This window comes from Streptomyces sp. NPDC085596 (genome assembly GCF_044541565.1).
Classification (GTDB): Bacteria; Actinomycetota; Actinomycetes; order Streptomycetales; family Streptomycetaceae; genus Streptomyces.
Map to the genome: position 1 here is coordinate 855874 of NZ_JBITTC010000002.1, position 20566 is coordinate 876439.

Sequence of the window (20566 nt, forward strand, 5' to 3'; positions counted from 1 at the left end):
TCAGGAGCGGACTTCGAGGAGGGGGATCAGCTGCTCGGCCGGGGTCATCGAGCCGTGGTTGCCGACCATCAGCGACTCCTTGGGCTCGCGCTCGGAGGCGGTGATCAGCACGTCGTCGTGCGCGGCGGCGACCACGTCACCGATCCTCGGGTACACACGCTCGTCCACGTGCGGCCCGAACCAGCCCGCCTGGATCGCCTCGTCGCGCGAGGCGATCCAGAAGCGGTCGCTGAGCACCTCGCGCCAGCAGGTCAGCACGTCGTTCTCGGCACCGGGCACCGCGTAGACGTGCCGGGCGCGGCCCTCGCCGCCGAGGAGGGAGACGCCGGCGCGCAGCTCCCAGTCCTCGTCGAAGTCGATGCGGTGCTCCTCGTCGAAGGGGATGTCGACCATGCCGTGGTCGGCGGTGACGTAGAGCGCGCTGCGCGGCGGGAGCTGCTCGGCCAGGCGCTGGGCGAGCCGGTCGACGTACATCAGCTGGCCGCGCCAGGTGTCGGAGGCGACGCCGTAGCGGTGTCCGGCGCCGTCGAGTTCGGCGTAGTACGTGTAGACCAGCGAGCGGTCCCCGGCGGCGAGCTGCTGGGCCGCGAGGTCCATGCGCTCCTCACCGGCGAGGCTTCCGACGAAGGTGCCGCCACTCAGCGCGACCTTGGTCAGCGGGGTGTTCTGGAAGTGGGGCGACGACACCTGGGCGGCGTGCACCCCGGCGCGGTCGGCCAGCTCGAAGACGGTCGGGTACGGCTGCCAGGCGTGCGGCGGGGTCCAGGGCTGCCAGCGGAGCTGGTTCATCAACCGGCCGGTGTCGGGGTCGCGCACCGTGTAGCCGGGCAGGCCGTGCGCGCCGGGCGGCAGACCGGTGCCGACGGAGCCCAGCGAGGTCGCGGTGGTCGCCGGGTAACCGGCGGTGAGGGGGCGGCCGGTGCCGCCGCGCGAGCCGGCGAGCAGCGAGTTCAGGAACGGCGCCTCGTCGGGGTGGGCGCGCAGCTGCTCCCAGCCGAGCCCGTCGACGAGGAAGACGCAGACCCGGTCGGCCGGGGTCAGCTCGGCGATGGTGGGTGTCATGCCGGGGACGCCCAGGCCGGCGGCCAGGGTCGGCAGCAGGTCGGCGAGGGAGCCGCTGCCGTACTCGGGCAGCGGCGCGGAGGCCAGGGCGAGCGGTTCCAGGGCGTCCCAGGGCGAGAACTGCGACATCAGCGGGTGACGTCCGCGGTCGCCTCGGAGATGGCCTGCGCGAAGGCGAGCGCCTGGCGCACGGTCTCCGGGCCGTCGCCGGCCTCGCTCACGCGCAGGCTGAGGTCGTCGGCGGTGGAACTGCCGGTGTAGCCGTGGTCGGCCTCGCAGTTCGGGTCGCCGCAGGCGGCGGGCTCCAGGTCGAGGCGGCTGACCGCGCCCCAGCCGATGGTGAGGACGACCTCGCGGGGCGGGGTGCCCGGCGTGTACTGCTCGGGGTTGGCCACGACCCGGCTGACCACGACGGAGGAGATCCGGCCGATCTTCACGGACTCGGTCGACGTGGTGGCGTACGGCGTCGGGGAGGTGCCGTCGGCGGCCTGCTCGTCGGTGTGGCTGACGATGAAGCGGTTGGCGGTGAGCACGAGGACGGTCACATGGCGGCGGACCTCGTTCTGGTCGAACGTGGTCTCCTGGTGGACCAGGTACGACCGGACGGGCTCGCCGCCGACAGCGGCCTCCACCGCCTCGGCCACGAGGGCCGGGTAGTAGCCGCTGCGCTCGATCGCCGCGCGAAGCCCCTGGGTCGTCGTACTGGTCTTGGCCATGACGTCCATCCTAATCCGTGGGCAGGGGCACTCCGGGCCAGTCAGGACGACCCGCGGCCCCTCGCCGGACCCGTCCCACCAACCGGAAGAGGGGGCGCCGCGTGCGAGAGGTGAGCTGGACGACACCTTGCATGACACCCCCTCCGTTCAGCACAGCGGTAGCTGCTCAGTACGTCGGCAAGGTGCGCGGCCCCAGGTCGTCGCGGGCCGGTGGGGGTGCGAGGCGGATGGTGGCGTCGAGGACCGTGAGGCCGTGCTGGGCGACCACGACCGGTTCCAGGGTGATGGCCACCACCTCGGGGTGGTCGTCGACCAGGCGGGAGACCCGGAGCAGCAGCTGCTCCAGGGCGGGGGTGTCCACGGGGGTGGAGCCGCGCCAGCCGAAGAGCAGCGGGGCCGTGCGGATGGAGCGGATCAGGGAGGTGGCGTCCCGGTCGGTGACGGGGACCAGCCGGTGCGCCATGTCATCGAGGAGCTGGGAGGCGGCCCCGGCGAGCCCGAAGGACAGCACCGCACCGGCCGCCGGGTCGATGACCGCGCGTACGACGGTGTCCACGCCCCTGGGCGCCATGGCCTGCACCACCGGCCGCAGTTGCTCGGGCGGCCCGAACAGCTCGGTCAACTCTGCGTACGCGCGGCGCAGTTGCTCCTCGTCGGCGAGGTCGAGCCGGACCCCGCCGAGGTCGGCACGGTGCCGAAGGTGGGGGGCGGTGGCCTTGAGGACGACCGGGTAGCCGAGACAGCGCGCGGCGGACGCGGCCACGTCCGGGGTGGGCGCGGGGAGCGCGGGGCGGACGTGGATGCCGTAGGTGGCGAGCAGTTCGCGGGTGTCCTCGGGGCCGACGGCGAGCCCTTCGCCGCGCTCCAGCAGCCCGGCGATGATCTCGGCGGCCTTGCGCTCGTCGATGTCGTCGTACTCGGGCACCTTGCCGGGGTCGGCGGCCTCCCGGCGCCACTGGCCGTACCGGACGGCCTCGGCCAGTGCGCGGACGGCGCGCTCGGCGGCGGGGTAGGCCGGGATCAGGCGCGGGCCGTCCTCCTCGGCGGCGCCGTCCGGCACCGGTACGGGTGGCAGTACGGGCGCGCCCGCCCGCGGGGCGGTGCTGGTGGCGGCGGACAGGGCCTCGGCCAGGCCGCCCAGCTCGACGTGCACGACCAGCACCGGTTTGCCCGGCACCGCGGCTGCCGCCGAGCGCAGCGCCTCCGCCAGCTCGGCGTCGTCCGGCGAGCCCTCCCCGATGGCGGGGATGGCGGTGACCACGACGGCGTCGCAGGTGTCGTCCGCGAGGGCGTGGGCCAGCGCCCGGTGGAAGTCGCCTGCGGTGGCGCCGGTGGTCAGGTCCAGCGGGCGGGAGGGCCGCAGCCCCTCGGCGAGGCAGCGGTCGTAGGTGAGGATGCCGAGGGACTCGGAGTTGCCGAGGATGGAGACGCGCGGGCCGGCGGGGAGCGGCTGGCGGGCCAGGAGCAGACCGGCGTCGACGAGTTCGGTGATGGTGTCCACCCGGATGACCCCGGCCTGCCGCAGCAGCGCGGACACGGTGGCGTGGGGCAGCTGGGTGGCCCGTACCGCGTGGCCCTGCGGGGCGGAGCCCGCGCCCTGCACCACGACGAGCGGCTTGGCGGCGGCGGTGCGCCGGGCGAGCCGGGTGAACTTGCGGGGGTTGCCGATGGACTCCAGGTACATGAGGACGACATCGGTGTCGGGGTCGTCGAACCAGTACTGGAGGAGGTCGTTGCCGGAGAGGTCGGCGCGGTTGCCGGAGGAGACGAAGGTGGAGACGCCCGTGACCCCGGTGACCCCTCCCCCGCGCCGGTGCAGCCGGGAGAGGAGGGCTATGCCGATGGCGCCGGACTGGGCGAACATCCCGATGCGGCCCGGCCGGGGCATCTCGGGGGCGAGGGAGGCGTTGAGCCGTACATCCTCGGCGGTGTTGATGACGCCGAAGGCGTTCGGGCCGATGATCCGCATGCCGTAGGCGCGCGCCTGCCGGACCAGCGCCCGCTGCCGCTCGCGCCCCTCGGGGCCGCTCTCGGCGTACCCGGCGGACAGCACGACGAGTCCCTGCACCCCGTGTTCGCCGCACTCGGTGACCACGGCGGGCACCGCGTCGGCCGGTACGGCGACCACGGCGACGTCCACCGGGCCCTCGATCTCCCGGACCGAGCGGTGGGCGGGCACCCCGTCGACCTCGTGGAAGCCGTCCGGGAAGGCGTTGTTCACCGCGTACAGCGGGCCCTGGTAGCCGGCGTCCCCGATGTTGCCGAGGACGCTGCGGCCGACGCCGCCGGGCGCGCGGCCGACGCCGATGACGGCGACGGAGCCGGGTGCCAGCAGCCGCCGCACGGAGTGGGCTTCGGCGCGCTGCTCCCGCGCGCGCTGCACGGCCATCGAGCGGTCGGTGGGTTCGAGGCCGAACTCCAGCCGGACGACGCCGTCCTCGAAGCTGCGCTTCTGGGTGTACCCGGCGTCGGTGAACACCTTGATCATCTTGCTGTTGGCGGGCAGCACCTCGGCGGCGAAGCGCCGGATGCCGCGCTCGCGGGCGACGGCCGCGATGTGCTCCAGGAGCGCGGAGGCGACACCCCGGCCCTGATGGGCGTCCTGCACCAGGAAGGCGACCTCCGCCTCGTCGGCGGGGGCGGAGGCGGCCATGCCATCGGCGCCGATGCGGTCGTAGCGTACGGTGGCGATGAACTCGCCGCCGACGGTGGCGGCGAGCCCCACCCGGTCCACGAAGTCGTGGTGCGTGAAGCGGTGCACGTCCTTGGCGGAGAGCCTGGGGTACGGCGCGAAGAAGCGGTAGTACTTCGACTCGTCGGACACCTGCTCGTAGAAGCTGACCAGCCGGTCGGCGTCGTCGGCGGTGATGGGCCGGATGCGCGCGGTCCCGCCGTCGCGCAGCACCACGTCCGCCTCCCAGTGGGCGGGGTACTCGTGCCGGTCCTGCCGGTCCGCCGGGGTCTGCATGGGCCCCAGGGTACGGCTCACGCGGACGGACGGCGCGAGGCGGCGGGTGGGACACGGAAGTCGGGCCGAGGCCGCGGTCCGACGACCGGTACGGAGAGGCTCCGGAGAGGTGAAGTGCCGCTCCGGGCACGGTTTCCGGTATGGGAAACTGGTCTAGACAACCTGAGAGACTGAAGGGCAGCATCACATGGCTGAGCGCCGCGTCAACGTCGGCTGGGCCGAGGGCCTCCACGCCCGCCCCGCTTCCATCTTCGTCCGAGCCGCCACGGCCACAGGCGTCCCGGTCACGATCGCCAAGTCCGGCGGTACCCCGGTCAACGCGGGCTCGATGCTGGCCGTCCTGGGCCTGGGCGCCCAGGGTGGCGAGGAGATCGTCCTCGCCTCCGACGCCGACGGCGCGGACATCGCGCTGGACCGGCTGGCCAAGCTGGTCGCCGAGGGCCTGGACGAGCTGCCCGAGACGGTCTGACCGATCCTCGGCGGAAGCCGCGTCACCCCTTTGCGGGCGGCGCGGCTTCTGCGTTTTCCGCACTTTTGGCGCTTTCGGTGCAGGGAATTCAGGCACCACGAAAAGCGCGCCGTCGGCAATTGGCGGCACGCCGGAAAAGGGCAGCACAATTGCCCGGTACGCGAATATCCCTCTTTGTATACAGCGCCCGTGTTAATTCCGGAGTCCCGCTGTGTTTACAGCGTGTTGCGTGTGCCGGACACGGTCGGCGGCGGTCCGCAGCCGGTGCGCGAGCGTCGCGCGCTCGGTGTGCAGCGCCGTGACCGCCCGCGCGCGCTCGCCGTCGCCGCGCGCCACCGCGTCCACGATCGCGCCGTGCTCCGCCCAGGTCTCCGGGAGGCTCGCCGGCCCGTCCACTGTGTACATCCAGGCGATCTTGTGGCGGAGCTGGGTGAGCGCCGAGGTCAGCGCATGGCTGCCGCACGCCTGGGCGAGCGTCTCGTGGAACCAGCCGTCCAGCGCGCGCAGGTCGTCGCTGTTGCCGAGCCGCGCCCGCTCCTGCCCCAGTCTGACCAGGCCGCGCAGCACCTTCAGATGGGCCTCGGTGCGCCGCTGGGCGGCCCGCGCGGCACCGAGCGGCTCCAGCAGCAGACGCATCTCCAGCAGGTCGGCGGCCTCCTGCTCGGTGGGCTCGGCCACGCAGGCGCCCGCGTGCCGCCGGGTCACGACGAAGCCCTCGGCCTCCAGGGTTCGCAGCGCCTCGCGGACGGGGACACGGGAGACTCCGTAGCGACGGGCGAGGACCTCTTCGGTGAGCCGGCCGCCGCGCTCGTGGACCCCGGCGACGATGTCGTCCCGGATCGCCGTGCACACCGTGTGCGCCGGAATACGCATGACCCACCTCCGCCTTAATCCCCGCGAAACGCCGATGACCGCGTCTGTTCCGTGACTCTATGGCAATGCGCGGCGATTTCCGATGGCGGACCGGAATCCATGGCTATTTTTTGGACAGCGGCCGGGGAAAGAGCTCCGGAAACGGCGAAAGCCCCGGCCTGGTGGGCCGGGGCTTTCGAAAAGATCGGGGTCAGACGTTCACGCCGTGCTTGCGGAGGTAGGCGACGGGGTCGATGTCGGACCCGTACTCGGGGCCGGTACGGGCCTCGAAGTGCAGATGCGGGCCGGTGACGTTGCCGGTGGCGCCGGACAGGGCGATCTGCTGGCCGGGGACGACCCGCTGGCCCACGCCGACGCCGATGGACGACAGGTGGCCGTACTGGGTGTACATGCCGTCGGCCATCCTGATCACGATCTCGTTGCCGTACGCCCCGCCCCAGCCGGTGGAGACCACGGTCCCGGCGCCGGCCGCGTGGACCGCGGTGCCGCTGGCGGCGTGGAAGTCGATACCGGTGTGCGAACCGGACGACCACAGGGTGCCGCCGGACTTGTAGGCGGTGGAGACATAGGAGCCGGTGACCGGCATGACGAAGGAGTTGAGGCGCTCGCGCTCGGCCTTGCGGGCGGCGCGCTCCTTGGCCTCGCGGGCCCGCTCGGCGGCGGCGCGCTCCGCGGCCTCCTCGGCGGCCTTGCGCTCGGCGGCCGCCTTCTGGGCGGTGGCCTGCGCGGCGATCTCGTCGGCGAGGGTGTCGCTGACGGTGATGACGGGGGTGAGGCCGGTGTTCTCGACGGAGTTGTCCGCGGCGAGTGCCGGGGAGGCCGCGAGGGTGCCGACGACACCGGTGGCGAGGGCCGCGACACCGGCCGCAGTTGCGGTGGTGCGCTTGACCCGGCCGGGCTTGCGGTGCTTCCCGGCGGCGCACATGAACGCCATGAGCTGGCTGGTCCTTTCCTTCCCTCTCGCCTACCGGGTTAGCTGACGGGTTCGGAGCAGGAAGGTCTCCTACGGCCGCCCTCGCATCCGCGCGGGCGCCCGATTCACCCCAGGGACTGCGGTGGGTCCCCGGCTCCCCCTACGGGGGACTCGGCGATGACTGTCCGGTGCCGCGGACGCGGCGCACTGCCTGACGAACAGCCCGGAAGAAGCTAAAGGGGACGGGAGCGGATCTTCAAACGAGTCCCGACTTTTGTAGCGCATCCCACACGCCCGAGGGGGAACCTCTGCCCCAATCCGGACATTTGGGGGCCGGTGTTCGAGCACACTCTCGAACACACGTGTGGGCCCTGACGACTCATGTGCCATCAGGGCCCACTCGCGTGTGCCTGCTCGGCTACTCGGCCGAGACCACCTTGACCTCGCCGATGCCGAGCGCCTCGACGGGCTCCTTGATCTGGGCGGCGTCGCCGACCAGGACCGTGACCAGCCGGTCGGCCGGGAAGGCGTTCACCACGGCGGCCGTGGCCTCCACGGTGCCGGTGGCGGCGAGCGTGCGGTACAGCTCAGCCTGGAAGTCGTCCGGCAGATGCTGCTCGACCTGGTCCGCGAGGGTGCCGGCGACGGCGGCGGCCGTCTCGTACTTCAGCGGGGCCACGCCGACGAGGTTCTGCACGGCCACGTCCCGCTCGGCGTCGGTCAGGCCCTCGGCGGCCAGGGTGTGCAGCACCGTCCACAGGTCCGCGAGCGCGGGGCCCGTGTTCGGGGTGTCCACGGAGCCGCTGATGGCGAGCATCGAGGCGCCGGTGCCGTCCGGGGCGGAGCGCAGCACCTGGCCGAAGGAGCGCACGCCGTAGGTGTAGCCCTTCTCCTCGCGCAGGACGCGGTCCAGGCGGGAGGTGAGGGTGCCGCCGAGGCAGTACGTGCCGAGCACCTGGGCGGGCCACACGCGGTCGTGCCGGTCGGAGCCGATCCGGCCGATGAGCAGCTGGGTCTGCACGGCGCCGGGCCGGTCCACGATGACCACGCGGCCGGTGTCGTCGGCGGTCACCGGCGGCACGGGGCGGGCCTGGCCGGGCGTACCCGTCCAGGCGCCCAGGGTGTCGGCGAGCAGCGCGTCGAGGTCGATGCCGTCGAGGTCGCCCACGACCACCGCGGTGGCGGTGGCGGGGCGCACATGGCGGTCGTAGAAGGCGCGGACGGCGCCCGCGTCGATCTTCTCGACGGTCTCCTCGGTGCCCTGGCGCGGCCGGGACATGCGCGCGGAGGCCGGGAACAGCTCCTTGGACAGCTCCTTGGCGGCGCGCCGGGCCGGGCTGGCCAGCTCGTGCGGGATCTCGTCCAGGCGGTTGCGGACCAGGCGCTCGATCTCGCTCTCCGCGAAGGCGGGGGCGCGCAGGGCGTCCGCGAGCAGATTGAGGCCCTTCTCCAGGCGGGAGGCGGGCACCTCCAGGCTGAGCCGGACCCCGGGGTGGTCGGCGTGCGCGTCCAGGGTGGCGCCGGCGCGCTCCAGTTCGGCGGCGAACTCCTCGGCGGAGTCCTTGTCGGTGCCCTCGGAGAAGGCTCGCGCCATGATGGTGGCGACGCCGTCGAGACCGGCCGGTTCGGCGTCCAGGGGGGCGTCGAGCAGTACCTCGACGGCGACGACCTGCTGGCCGGGGCGATGGCAGCGCAGCACGGTCAGGCCGTTGTCCAGCGTGCCTCGCTCGGGGGCCGGGAACGCCCACGGCCTGGCCTCGCCGGCCTGCGGCTGGGGGTGGAACTCCATGGGGGCGAGCTCGGTCACTTGGCCGTCTCCTCGTCGTCGTTGCCGGCCTCTACGGTGGCTTCGTGCTCCGGGTCGTCGGGCAGGTCGGTGTCCTCGACCGCCTCCGGGGACTTCGGCTCGTAGACGAGCACGGCGCGGTTGTCCGGGCGCAGGCGGGCCTTGGCGACCTCGCGGACCTCCTCCGGGGTCACCTCCAGGACGCGCTGTACGGCGTTGAGGGCGAGCTGCGGGTCGCCGAACAGGACGGCGTACCGGCACAGTTCGTCGGCGCGGCCCGCGACCGTGCCGAGCCGGTCCAGCCATTCGCGCTCCAACTGGGCCTGGGCGCGCTCCATTTCCTCCGGGGTCGGGCCCTCCTCCGCGAAGCGGGCCAGCTCCTCGTCGATGGCGGTCTCGATGACCGGCACCTCGACGTCGCCGGAGGTCTTCACGTCCAGCCAGCCCAGCGAGGGCGCTCCGGCCAGGCGGAGCAGCCCGAACCCGGCGGCGACGGCGGTGCGGTCGCGGCGCACCAGGCGGTTGTAGAGGCGGGAGGACTCGCCGCCGCCGAGGACGGTGAGGGCGAGGTCGGCCGCGTCGGACGCGCGCGTGCCGTCCTCCGGGAGCCGGTAGGCGGCCATCAGGGCGCGCGCCGGGACCTCCTCGACGACGACCTCGCGCAGCTCGTCCCCGATGACCTCGGGCAGGGCGCCGTCGCGCGGGGCGGGCTTGCCGTCGTGACCGGGGATGGAGCCGAAGTACTTCTCGATCCAGGCCAGCGTCTGCTCGGGGTCGATGTCGCCGACCACGGAGAGCACCGCGTTGTTGGGCGCGTAGTAGGTGCGGAAGAACGCGCGGGCGTCCTCCAGCGTGGCCGCGTCCAGGTCGGCCATGGAGCCGATCGGCGTGTGGTGGTAGGGGTGGCCCTCGGGGTAGACCAGGGCGGTCAGCTTCTCGAAGGCGGTGCCGTAGGGGACGTTGTCGTAGCGCTGGCGGCGCTCGTTCTTGACGACGTCGCGCTGGTTCTCCATCGACTCGTCGTCCAGCGCGGCCAGCAGGGAGCCCATGCGGTCGGCCTCGAGCCACAGGGCGAGTTCGAGCTGATGGGTGGGCATCGTCTCGAAGTAGTTGGTGCGTTCGAAGCTGGTGGTGCCGTTGAGCGAGCCGCCGGCGCCCTGGACCAGCTCGAAGTGGCCGTTGCCCTTGACCTGGCCCGAGCCCTGGAACATCAGGTGCTCGAAGAGGTGCGCGAGGCCGGTGCGGCCCGCGACCTCGTGGCGGGAGCCGACGTCGTACCAGAGGCAGACCGCGGCCACCGGGGTCAGGTGGTCCTCGGAGAGCACCACGCGCAGACCGTTGGCCAGGCGGTGCTCGGTCGCTGTCAGGCCCCCGGAGCCTGCCTGGGCTGTGGTCGTGTGACCCATGGGCATGTACGTCCCTTCGCAAGCGGTGGCGGTCGAAAGAAACCGCGGTTTTCCTGCCGTTCCTGCCACTGTATGCAAAGCGTGCGAGGGCCCGGCGGAGTTCCCGCCCGACGTACGCCCACAGCGGATCGACTAGCCTGCGTCAGGCGTGCTCATGGCGAGCGCGGTCCCCGGCCGGCGTACGGCGGTGGAACGCGGGACCGCCGAGCACCGGGAGCGGACCCGTACGGACCGGGTCGCGGCCCTCGTTGTCAGTGCCCCGGTCCACAATGGTCCGCGTCCGATCCGTCCCACGCCTTCAGCAAGGAGCCGGCAGCGATGGCCCGCCGCAGCACGAAGACCCCGCCGCCCGACGACGCGTACGAGGAGAAGATCCTCGACATCGACGTCGTGGACGAGATGCGTGGCTCCTACCTCGAATACGCGTACTCGGTCATCTACTCGCGCGCCCTGCCGGACGCCCGTGACGGACTGAAGCCGGTGCACCGCCGCATCGTCTACCAGATGAACGAGATGGGCCTGCGGCCCGAGCGCGCCTACGTGAAGTGCGCGCGCGTGGTCGGCGAGGTCATGGGCAAGCTCCACCCGCACGGCGACGCGTCGATCTACGACGCGCTGGTGCGCATGGCGCAGCCCTTCTCGATGCGCGTCCCGCTGGTCGACGGCCACGGCAACTTCGGCTCGCTGGGCAACGACGACCCGCCGGCCGCCATGCGGTACACCGAGTGCCGGATGGCCGCGGCGGCGAGCCTGATGACCGAGTCGATCGACGAGGACACGGTCGACTTCGCGCCGAACTACGACGGTCAGGAGCAGGAGCCGGTCGCGCTCCCCGCCGCCTTCCCGAACCTGCTGGTCAACGGCTCCTCCGGCATCGCGGTCGGCATGGCGACGAACATGCCGCCGCACAACCTGCGCGAGGTCATCGCGGCCGCCCGCCACCTGATCAGGCACCCGAACGCGGACCTGGACGCCCTGATGCGGCACGTCCCGGGCCCCGACCTGCCCACCGGCGGCCGGATCGTCGGCCTGGACGGCATCCGGGACGCGTACGCGAACGGCCGGGGCTCCTTCAAGATGCGCGCGACGGTCGCCATCGAGGCGGTGACCGCCCGCCGCAAGGGGCTGGTCGTCACCGAACTGCCCTTCGCGGTCGGCCCGGAGAAGGTCATCGCCAAGATCAAGGACCTGGTCAACGCCAAGAAGATCCAGGGCATCGCGGACGTCAAGGACCTCACCGACCGCGAGCACGGCCTGCGCCTGGTCATCGAGATCAAGAACGGCTTCGTGCCGGAGGCCATCCTGGAGCAGCTCTACAAGCTGACCCCCATGGAGGAGTCCTTCGGCATCAACAACGTGGCCCTGGTGGACGGCCAGCCGCTCACGCTGGGCCTGAAGGAGCTGCTGGAGGTCTATCTCGACCACCGCTTCGAGGTCGTGCGGCGGCGCAGCGAGTTCCGCCGGACCAAGCGCCGCGACCGGCTGCACCTGGTCGAGGGCCTGCTGACCGCGTTGGTCGACATCGACGAGGTCATCCGGGTGATCCGGTCCAGCGAGAACTCCGCGCAGGCCAAGGAACGCCTGATGGAGCGCTACGGCCTGAGCGACATCCAGACGCAGTACATCCTCGACACGCCGCTGCGCCGCCTCACCAAGTACGACCGGATCGAGCTGGAGGCGGAGAAGGACCGGCTCAACCAGGAGATCGAGGAGCTGACCCGCATCCTGGATTCGGACGCGGAGCTGCGCAAGCTGGTCTCCGGCGAACTGGCCGATGTGGCCAAGAAGTTCGGCTCCGACCGGCGTACGGTCCTGCTGGAGTCGGCGGCCTCCCAGGTGGCCGCGGTGCCGCTCCAGGTGGCCGACGACCCGTGCCGGGTACTGCTGTCCTCGACCGCCCTGCTGGCCCGTACGACCGGCGCCGAGCCCGTCCCGCAGGACGGCGGGCGTGCCAAGCACGACGTGATCGTCTCCTCGGTCCCGGCGACCGCGCGCGGTGAGATCGGCGCGGTGACGTCGAGCGGACGCCTGTTGCGGATCAATGTGGTCGACCTGCCCCATCTGCCGGACACGGCGACCGCGCCGAACCTCTCCGGAGGGGCGCCGCTCGCGGAGTTCGTGTCCCTGGAGGACGACGAGACCGTGGTCGGTCTGACCACGCTGGACGAGTCCTCGCCCGGCCTGGCGATCGGCACCGCGCAGGGCGTGGTCAAGCGCGTGTTGCCCGACTACCCTTCCAACAAGGACGAGTTGGAGGTCATCACCCTCAGAGAGGGTGACCGGATCGTCGGCGCGGTGGAGCTGCGCACCGGCGAGGAGGACCTGGTGTTCATCACCGACGACGCCCAACTCCTGCGCTATCAGGCGGGCCAGGTGCGCCAGCAGGGCCGTCCGGCGGGCGGTGTGGCGGGCATCAAGCTCACCGAGGGCGCGAAGGTGATCTCGTTCACGGCGGTCGATCCGGCCGTCGACGCGGTGGTGTTCACGGTGGCGGGCTCGCGGGGCACGCTGGACGACTCGGTGCAGACGACGGCCAAGCTGACCCCGTTCGACCAGTTCCCGCGCAAGGGCCGGGCCACGGGCGGCGTGCGCTGCCAGCGCTTCCTGAAGGGCGAGGACTGCCTCGCGCTGGCCTGGGCGGGCCCCGTACCGGCGCGGGCGGCGCAGAAGACCGGCCTGCCGGTGGAGCTGCCGGAGCCGGACCCGCGCCGCGACGGTTCGGGCACCTCGCTGGCGAAGACGGTGTCGGTGGTGGCGGGACCGGTGTTCTAGCGGGTCCCTATGGTGTGCCGGGCTCGTCCTCGGAGCCCGGCACATAACGCAGGACGCCCCACATGGCCTGCTCGTCGTCTCCGGCGCCGCCGCCCCGGCACGCGTCCAGTTCCTTGCCGAGGGCGTCGGCGTCGATGCCGGTGCCGATCAGGACGAGCTGGGTGAGACGTTCGGCTCCGGGCGGCCAGGGCTCGGGCCGGAAGCGCAGGAAGCGGCCCACCGCGTGTACGGCGTACCGGTTGCCGGGGTCGTGGGCGCCGAAGTCCACGTATCCCTTGATCCGGTACAGCCCCTCCGGCCTGCTGTCCAGGAAGCCCATCAGGGCGCGGGGCTCCATGGGCAGGTCGGAGACGAAGGACAGGGTGTCGTAGCCGGAGTGCAGATGCCCGGGGTGCGCGGCCTGCCCGTCGTGGTGGTCGTGGTCGCCGTGTTCGCCGTGTTCGTGCAGGTCGTCGAAGGAGAGCTGACCGACGCGCTCTTCACTGGGGCGGCAGTCGAAGAGGAACTCCGGGTCGATACGGCCGTAGGTGGCGGGCAGTACGGCGGCGCCCTCGGTGAGCGAGCCCACCAGGGCGAGGACGCGGTCGGCGTCGGGTGCCCGGTCGAGCTTGTTGACCACGACGAGGTCGGCGAGGGCGAGATGCCGGTCGATCTCGGGGTGCCGGGCGCGGGTGTCGTCGAACTCGGCGGCGTCCACGACCTCGACGAGCCCGCCGTACATGATCTCCGGCTGCTCACTGGCCAGCACCATCCGCACCAGCTCCTGCGGCTCGGCGAGCCCGCTGGCCTCGATGACGATGACGTCGATCCCGGCGGCGGGTGCGGCGAGCTTGGCCAGATAGGTGTCGAGTTCACTCGCGTCGACCGCACAGCACAGGCAGCCGTTGCCGAGCGACACGGTCGAGTCCCCGAGCGCGCCCGCGACAGCCATCGCGTCGATCTCGATGGACCCGAAGTCATTGACCAGCGCCCCGATCCGGCTGCCCTCGCTGCGATGCAGCAGATGATTGAGCAACGTCGTCTTCCCGGACCCCAGGAACCCGGCCAGCACGACGACCGGAATCTGCGGACTGCGGCTGTTCGCCAACGGGGGCACCCTTCCCACGGTTCTCGCCGGGTGCCGCACCCGGCGCGGGGGCGCGGCGCCCGGAGGACGGACTGTCCGACCAGGATACGAGGAAGGGTTCGGCGGCCCGTGGCGCGCGGGGGCCCCGGCTCAGATACCGGCGGGCGCGGGCATCGGCACCGGCACCGGGGGCTGGAGGCCGACATAGCGGGCCACCGGGCGGATGATCTTCGGGTCGGCCGCCTGCTCCAGGATGTTGGCGCTCCAGCCGACGACACGTCCCGCGGCGAAGGTGGGGGTGAACATCTCCCTTGGCAGACCGCACAGTTCCATGACCACTCCGGCGTAGAACTCGACGTTGGTGTGCAGTTCACGGCCTGGCTTGAGTTCGGCGAGGATCGCCTCGACGTGCCGTTCGACCTCCACGGCGAAGTCGACGCGCGGGCTGCCGAAGCCGAGGGCGATCTCGCGCAGCATGCGGGAGCGGGGGTCCTCGGTGCGGTAGACGGCATGGCCGAAGCCCATGATCCGGTCACCGGCGAGCACGCGTTCGCGGACCCACGGGTCGATCCGGTCGGGGGTGCCGATCGCGTCGAGGGTGTCGAGGGCGCGGCTGGGCGCTCCGCCGTGGAGGGGGCCGGAGAGCGCCCCGAGGGCGCCCACCAGGCAGGCCGCCACGTCGGCGCCCGTGGAGGCGATGACCCGTGCGGTGAAGGTTGACGCGTTGAATCCGTGGTCAATGGTTGAGATGAGATATTGCTCGACCGCACGGGCCTGTCGAGCCTCGGGTTCCTCGCCGTTGAGCATGTACAGGTAGTTGGCGGCGTACGGCAGATCAATGCGGGGCTCGACCGGCTCAAGGCCCTGCCCGAGCCGGTACAGCGCGGTGAGCAATGTGGGTACGGCGGCGCAGGCGGCGAGGGTGTCCGCGCGGCGCCGGTCGGCGTCGATGTCGTACACGGGCCGGAAGCGACGGGCCGCGCCGAGCAGGGACAGTGCCGTGCGGAGCCCGGCGAGCGGACCGGCGACGCGGCTCGCGGCGGCGACGGCGGGCAGCGCGTCACGGACCTCCGCGGGCAGTCGCCGCAGTTCGGCGACCTCGGCGGTGAAGGCGGCCCGCTGCTCGGGGCCGGGGAGTGCGCCGTGCACCAGGAGGTACCAGACGTCCTCGAAGCTCCGGGTGCGCGCGAGTTCGACGGCGGAGTACTGGCGGTAGTGGTAGAAGCCCTCGACTCCCCGGACGTCGCCGATCTCGGTGTCGGTGACGACGACGCCGGCGAGCCCACGCGGTACGTCGACGAGGGGTGCGGTCCTGTTGCTGGACATCATGTTCCTCCCTGAACTTGATCCGACTGTCCATGCTTGACCAAAGCGGTGTCAATATTGATTGAATCAATGTCTGCCATCTACCTATCCAGAGAGGGCTACGGTGACCCTCATGCGCGCTCACGAACTCGCCCCAGGCCGCCCCGAGGGACGGCTGACCACCAAGGAGACCGCCGAACTCCTCGGCGTGAAGCCGGAGACGGTGTACGCCTACGTGAGTCGGGGGCTGCTCGGCAGCAGACGTGAGCCCGGCAGCCGCACCAGCACCTTCGACGCGCAGGAGGTGACGGCCCTCGCCCGGCGCAACAGGCGCGAGGCGGCCGCGCCTTCGGCCTCCGGCGTCGACCTGTCCGTACGGACCGGCCTCACACTGATCGAGGAGGACCGGTACTACTTCCGTGGCGTCGACGCCACGGAACTGGCCGCGCGCCACTCCTTCGAGGAGGTCGCGGAGTGGCTGTGGACCGGTCGCCTCGTCTCCGGCGCCTCCTTCACCGCTCCCGAGGCGACGGTCGACGCCGCCCGCCGCGCCGTGAACGCCCTGCCCGAACACACCTCCCCCACCGACCGGCTGCGCGCGGCGGCGATCGCCGCGTCGGCCGAGGACCCGCTGCGCTTCGACCTGTCCGAGGAGTCCGTGCTCGGCGCGGGACGCGTCCTCATTCCCACGCTCGTCGGCGCACTCCCCCCGGCCGGACTCGACCACCGCGACGACGGTCCCTTGGCCCGCCGCCTGTGGGGCAGACTGACCGGCCGACCCGCCGACGACGCCTCCGTGCGGGTCCTGGACACCGCCCTCGGTCTGCTCGCCGACCACGACCTGGCCGCCTCCACCCTGGCGGTCCGGGTCGCCGCCTCGGCCCGCGCGCACGCCTACGCGGCCGTCTCGGCCGGGCTGGGTGCCCTGGAGGGCCCGCTGCACGGCGCCGCCAGCGGCCTGGCCCACCGAATGCTGCTCGACGTCCTCGACCAGGGCACCGCGGGCCCCGTGATCGCCGCCGAACTCCGTGCCGGCCGCCGCGTCCCCGGCCTCGGCCACCGGCTCTACCCCGGCGAGGACCCGCGCGCACAGGCGCTGTTCGGGCTGCTGGAGCAGATCCCGCGCGCGGAACCCGCCCTGCTCGCGGCCCGCGACATCGTCGCCACCACGGCCCGGCACACCCCACTGCACGCCAACGTGGACCTCGCCCTGGCGGTCTTCACCGCCTCCTTCGGCATGCCCGACACCGCGGGCGAGACGCTCTTCGCCGTAGCCCGGACCGCCGGCTGGATCGCGCACGCCCTGGAGGAGTACGGCGAACGCCCGCTGCGCATGCGTCCGAGCGGCCACTATGTCGGCCCGCGGCCCCCGCAGCCCCTGCCCGAACCCTGATCCGTACCCACCCCCGGAGTCGAACACGCCCCGGCCGGGGAATCACCCACCGGAAAGTCAGGTTAGGCTCACCTACGTGAGTAGGTGTGCGACCGTCTCCCGGAACCTCGACGAGCCCGTTTCCGGCACGGCGGCCACGGCGACGACGTGGCTGCTGCTGGAACAGCCGGGCCCCTGGGGCGCGAAAGCGCTGACCGCGAGCCATCTGGACCCCGCGCTGGGCCGCGCCCTGGAGGCCGCCGCCAAGGACACTGGTGTGCGGGTGGCGCTGATCCGGCGCCCCGGCAGGCACGCCGACCCCGGCACACCGCCCGTACGGCAGGTGTATGTCGCCCGCACAGTTCCCGGAAACGTGTGGCTGTACGGCACCACCACGCGCGATCCGCGCCAGTTGCTCGGCCTGGACTTCGCCGCCCTGGGCGCTGGCGACCCCCGGTCCTTCGCATCGGTGCTCGGCGGGCGCCCGGAGACCGGTGCCCCTCTCGCGCTGGTGTGCACCAACGGCAAGCGCGACCGCTGCTGCGCCCTGCTGGGCCGCCCGCTCGCCGCCGAACTGACCGCGTCGGACGTACCCGGCGTCTGGGAGGTCACCCATCTGGGTGGTCATCGCTTCGCCCCCACGGTGCTCGTGCTGCCGTACGGCTACGCGTACGCCCGAGCCGAGGCGCACACGGTCAAGGAGGCCCTGTACCGCGCCCAGGACGGACAGGTGCTGCTGGAGGACTGCCGCGGCCGCTCCGCCTGGGACCGCCCCGGCCAGGCCGCCGAACTGGCCGTACGGTCGGCGACGGCCGAGTACACCGCCGACGCGCTGCACGTCGTCCGCACCGAGGGCGCCGCGCCCCGCTGGGAGGTCACCGTCGCCCATGCCGACGGCCGGGGCTGGCGGGTCACCGTGGCCCAGACAGCCGCCCTGCCACCGCGTCCGGAGAGCTGCGGGGTGGACGTGCTGGGCACCCCCGCGCGGATGGACGTCGTGGGCATCCGGGCCCTGCGCACAGCGGCCCTGGCGGGCTGACACCCTCGCCCTGGGAGACACGGACGGTCCCGCGTACCGTCTCCGCATGCCTCCCACTCCCCCCGCCCGCCGTCCGCGACTCGGTCTGCCCAGGCGGGCGTTCGCGCAGGTCCTGCTCACCCAGGTGACGATCGCGGCGGGGGTCGCGGTCCTGGCGACCGGGCTCTTCCTGGCGCCACTCAGTGCACAGCTGGACCAGGAGGCGATGCGCCGCGCGCTGGTCATCGCGCAGACCACCGCGCAGGACCCGGCGATCGCCGAGGGCGTCCGGAGCACGCGGCCCACCGCCGACGGGCCGGTGCAGCGGGAGGCCGAGCGGATCAGGCGGGCCACGCACGCCGAGTACATCGTCGTGATGGACGCGCGGGGGGTGCGCTGGTCCCACCCGACCGCCGGGGAGATCGGCCGCCGCGTCTCCACCGACCCCAGCAGCGCGCTGGCCGGCCGCCAGGTGATGGAGATCGACCGGGGCACGCTGGGCCGCTCCGCGCGCGGCAAGGTGCCGCTGTACGACGCCGGGCACCGGATCGTCGGCGCGGTCTCGGTGGGCATCGCGTACGACAGTGTGCGCGCCGGGCTGCTCGGCGCGATCCCCGGGCTGCTGGCGTACGCCGGGGGCGCGCTGGCGGTGGGGGCGCTGGCCGCCTGGCTGATCTCCCGCCGGGTGCACCGGCAGACCCGTGACCTGGCCTTCTCCGACATCTCGGCGCTGCTCGCGGAGCGGGAGGCGATGCTGCACGGCATCCGGGAGGGCGTGGTCGCCCTGGACCGGAGCGGCCGGATACGGCTGCTCAACGACGAGGCGGGCCGGTTGCTCGGCATCGGGGACGAGTCGGTCGGACGGTCGCCGGACGAGGCGCTCGGCGCGGGCCGTACGACGGACGTGCTGGCCGGACGGGTGACCGGCACCGATCTGCTGACCGTGCGCGGCCCGCGTGTCCTGGTCGCCAACCGGATGCCCACCGAGGACGGCGGCGCCGTGGCCACCCTGCGCGACCGCACCGAGCTGGAGCGCCTCGGCCGTGAACTCGACTCCACACACGGCCTGATCGACGCCCTGCGCGCCCAGGACCACGAGCACGCCAACCGCATGCACACCCTGCTCGGCCTGCTGGAGCTGGAGATGTACGACGAGGCGGCCGAGTTCATCGGGGAGCTGGTCGGGGAGCACCGGGCGACGGCCGAGCAGGTGACGGAGCGGATCGAGGACCCGTTGCTGGCCGCGCTGCTGGTGGGCAAGGCGACCGTCGCCGCCGAGCGCGGGGTGGCGCTGAGGCTGTCGGAGGAGACCTGGCTGCCGGACCGGCTGATCGACCCGCGTGGTCTGGTCACGGTGGTGGGCAACCTCGTGGACAACGCCCTGGACGCGGTCGCGGGCGCCCCGCACGCGCGCGTGGAGGCCGAGTTGCGCGCCGAGGGCCGCACCGTGGTGCTCCGGGTACGGGACACCGGGCCGGGGGTGCCCAAGGAGCAGCGGGAGTCGGTCTTCACGGAGGGCTGGTCCACCAAGGAGCCGCCCGCGCACGGCAAGCGCGGTATCGGCCTGTCGCTGGTGCGGCGCCTGGCCGAGCGGCAGGGCGGCTCGGCCTCGGTGGGCGCGGCGGAGGGCGGGGGCGCCGAGTTCACGGTGGTGCTGCCGGACGCGCTGGGCGAGCCGGTGCCCTCGGGAACCGAAGAGGCGCGGGGGCATTGAGCACCCCGCGCCCCCGAGCGGCTACTTGGCGGCCTTCTCCGCGAACTCGGTGGTGTACGTCTTGTCGAGGTCGACGTCGGCGTTCTTGATGTTGGGGCTGAACGCCTTGAGGACCTTCTCGACGGTCTCCGGGCCCCGCGCGGGCATGATCCCGTCCTTGGTGAACATCGGCAGGGTGCTCTTGATCGCGGCGGCGTAGAGCTTCCGGTCGCCCTGGGAGTAGTCGGCGGGCATCTTGGCCGCGATCTCGTCGGCGCTGTGGGTGGACATCCAGTTGAGCGTCTTGACGAACGCGTTGACGAGCTTCTGGACGGTGTCCTTGTGACCGTTGACCCAGTCCGTGTTCATGTACAGGCTGGACGAGGGGTACGGGCCGCCGAGCGCCTTCTGCGAGCCCTCGGGGGTGCGCATGTCGACGAGGACGCGGCCCGCCTTCTTGGCCAGGATCGTGGCGACGGTCGGGTCGGTGGTCATGCCCGCGTCGATGGAACCCTTCTGGAGGGCCGCGATGAACGTCGGCCCGGCTCCCACGGCGACCGGGCTGAACTGGTCCACCTGGACGCCGTGTTTGACCGCGAGGTACTTGGTGAGGAAGTCGGTCGACGAACCGAGCCCGGTGACACCGAGCTTGCGGCCCTTGAAGTCGGCGGGCGAGTGGATGTCGCCCGTCTTCTTCGCGGACACCACCTCCACCTCACCGGGCGCGTGCGAGAACTGCACGACGGACTCCACCGACTTGCCCTTCACCTGGAGGTCGAGGGTGTGGTCGTAGAAGCCGACGGCGCCCTGGACCTGGCCGGAGACGAGCGCGGTCTCCGCCTGGGCTCCGGCGGGCTCGGTGAGGAGTTCCACGTCCAGGCCCTCGGCGTCGAAGTAGCCGAGCCGCTGGGTGAGCATCGCGGGGAGGTAGATGACCTTGTCGAGGCCACCGACCATGATCTTGACCTTGGTGCCCTTGCCGTCACCGCCGGAACCCCCGTGGCTGGCCACCTCGTTGGCGCAGGCCGTGAGCGAGGTGAGGGAGAGCAGACAGGCGGTGGTGAGCGTGGCGATTCTGGTGCGCTTGCGCATGACGGGTCACGTCCTTGGGGCTGTGCGGGTGTGGGGAGTTCGGCGCGCGGAGCGG

General features: G+C 72.4%; 15 protein-coding genes and 1 riboswitch. Of the genes, 5 read left to right on the top strand and 10 right to left on the bottom strand.

Translation table 11 applies throughout. The features are described from left to right. From ACIGA3_RS09400 to ACIGA3_RS09410, 3 genes are all read right to left on the bottom strand, one after another. The gene (locus ACIGA3_RS09400; protein ID WP_399712120.1) at nucleotides 1-1191 is read right to left on the bottom strand and encodes an alkaline phosphatase family protein; all 1191 of its coding nucleotides are present in this window, start codon (nucleotides 1189-1191) and stop codon (nucleotides 1-3) included. Beyond that, nucleotides 1191-1787 carry a DUF5998 family protein gene (locus ACIGA3_RS09405; RefSeq protein ID WP_399712123.1) on the bottom strand — a complete coding sequence of 199 codons (597 nt, stop codon included), beginning with the start codon at nucleotides 1785-1787 and terminating at the stop codon, nucleotides 1191-1193. The genes ACIGA3_RS09400 and ACIGA3_RS09405 overlap by 1 nt, the downstream gene beginning before the upstream one ends. 157 nt (nucleotides 1788-1944) lie before the next feature. After that, a complete protein-coding gene (locus ACIGA3_RS09410; RefSeq protein ID WP_399712126.1) occupies nucleotides 1945-4746 on the bottom strand; it encodes a GNAT family N-acetyltransferase in 2802 nt (933 codons plus the stop codon). Between the two features lie 187 nt (nucleotides 4747-4933). On the opposite strand from ACIGA3_RS09410, the gene ACIGA3_RS09415 reads away from it, so the two are divergent. Next, a complete protein-coding gene (locus ACIGA3_RS09415) occupies nucleotides 4934-5215 on the top strand; it encodes an HPr family phosphocarrier protein (RefSeq protein WP_389006204.1) in 282 nt (93 codons plus the stop codon). A 192-nt stretch (nucleotides 5216-5407) separates the two neighbouring features. Here the strand turns inward: ACIGA3_RS09415 and ACIGA3_RS09420 are convergent, their stop codons facing one another. The 4 genes from ACIGA3_RS09420 to ACIGA3_RS09435 form a co-directional block, all read right to left on the bottom strand. Next, a complete protein-coding gene (locus tag ACIGA3_RS09420; protein ID WP_399712128.1) occupies nucleotides 5408-6088 on the bottom strand; it encodes a GntR family transcriptional regulator in 681 nt (226 codons plus the stop codon). Between the two features lie 190 nt (nucleotides 6089-6278). Beyond that, nucleotides 6279-7022 carry a M23 family metallopeptidase gene (locus tag ACIGA3_RS09425; protein ID WP_399712130.1) on the bottom strand — a complete coding sequence of 248 codons (744 nt, stop codon included), beginning with the start codon at nucleotides 7020-7022 and terminating at the stop codon, nucleotides 6279-6281. A 12-nt stretch (nucleotides 7023-7034) separates the two neighbouring features. Continuing rightward, a riboswitch (cyclic di-AMP (ydaO/yuaA leader) is annotated at nucleotides 7035-7188 on the bottom strand. Nucleotides 7189-7419: 231 nt separating this feature from the next. Further along, a complete protein-coding gene (locus ACIGA3_RS09430; protein ID WP_399712132.1) occupies nucleotides 7420-8808 on the bottom strand; it encodes a M16 family metallopeptidase in 1389 nt (462 codons plus the stop codon). Then, nucleotides 8805-10199 carry a M16 family metallopeptidase gene (locus ACIGA3_RS09435; RefSeq protein WP_399712134.1) on the bottom strand — a complete coding sequence of 465 codons (1395 nt, stop codon included), beginning with the start codon at nucleotides 10197-10199 and terminating at the stop codon, nucleotides 8805-8807. The genes ACIGA3_RS09430 and ACIGA3_RS09435 overlap by 4 nt, the downstream gene beginning before the upstream one ends. Before the next feature lie 312 nt (nucleotides 10200-10511). On the opposite strand from ACIGA3_RS09435, the gene ACIGA3_RS09440 reads away from it, so the two are divergent. After that, nucleotides 10512-12965: a DNA topoisomerase (ATP-hydrolyzing) subunit A gene (locus tag ACIGA3_RS09440; protein WP_399712136.1), complete on the top strand. Its 2454-nt coding sequence runs from the start codon at nucleotides 10512-10514 to the stop codon at nucleotides 12963-12965. A 7-nt stretch (nucleotides 12966-12972) separates the two neighbouring features. Here the strand turns inward: ACIGA3_RS09440 and ACIGA3_RS09445 are convergent, their stop codons facing one another. Then, complete coding sequence (locus tag ACIGA3_RS09445; protein ID WP_399712139.1) at nucleotides 12973-14052, bottom strand: CobW family GTP-binding protein; 1080 nt, start codon at nucleotides 14050-14052, stop codon at nucleotides 12973-12975. A gap of 129 nt (nucleotides 14053-14181) precedes the next feature. Continuing rightward, entirely contained in the window at nucleotides 14182-15357 is a 1176-nt protein-coding gene (locus ACIGA3_RS09450; RefSeq protein ID WP_399712142.1) for a citrate synthase, read from the bottom strand. 112 nt (nucleotides 15358-15469) lie between these two features. On the opposite strand from ACIGA3_RS09450, the gene ACIGA3_RS09455 reads away from it, so the two are divergent. The 3 genes from ACIGA3_RS09455 to ACIGA3_RS09465 all read left to right on the top strand — a co-directional run bounded on the left by ACIGA3_RS09455 (nucleotide 15470) and on the right by ACIGA3_RS09465 (nucleotide 19440). Continuing rightward, nucleotides 15470-16729 (top strand): citrate synthase, encoded by a 1260-nt coding sequence (locus tag ACIGA3_RS09455; protein WP_399712144.1) that lies wholly within the window; start codon nucleotides 15470-15472, stop codon nucleotides 16727-16729. Between the two features lie 76 nt (nucleotides 16730-16805). Further along, nucleotides 16806-17747, top strand: coding sequence for a sucrase ferredoxin (locus tag ACIGA3_RS09460; RefSeq protein ID WP_399712147.1), 942 nt, complete (start codon nucleotides 16806-16808; stop codon nucleotides 17745-17747). A 46-nt stretch (nucleotides 17748-17793) separates the two neighbouring features. After that, complete coding sequence (locus ACIGA3_RS09465) at nucleotides 17794-19440, top strand: ATP-binding protein (protein WP_399712150.1); 1647 nt, start codon at nucleotides 17794-17796, stop codon at nucleotides 19438-19440. A gap of 21 nt (nucleotides 19441-19461) precedes the next feature. Here the strand turns inward: ACIGA3_RS09465 and ACIGA3_RS09470 are convergent, their stop codons facing one another. Then, a complete protein-coding gene (locus tag ACIGA3_RS09470) occupies nucleotides 19462-20511 on the bottom strand; it encodes an ABC transporter substrate-binding protein (RefSeq protein WP_399712152.1) in 1050 nt (349 codons plus the stop codon). Between the last annotated feature and the right edge of the window lie 55 nt (nucleotides 20512-20566).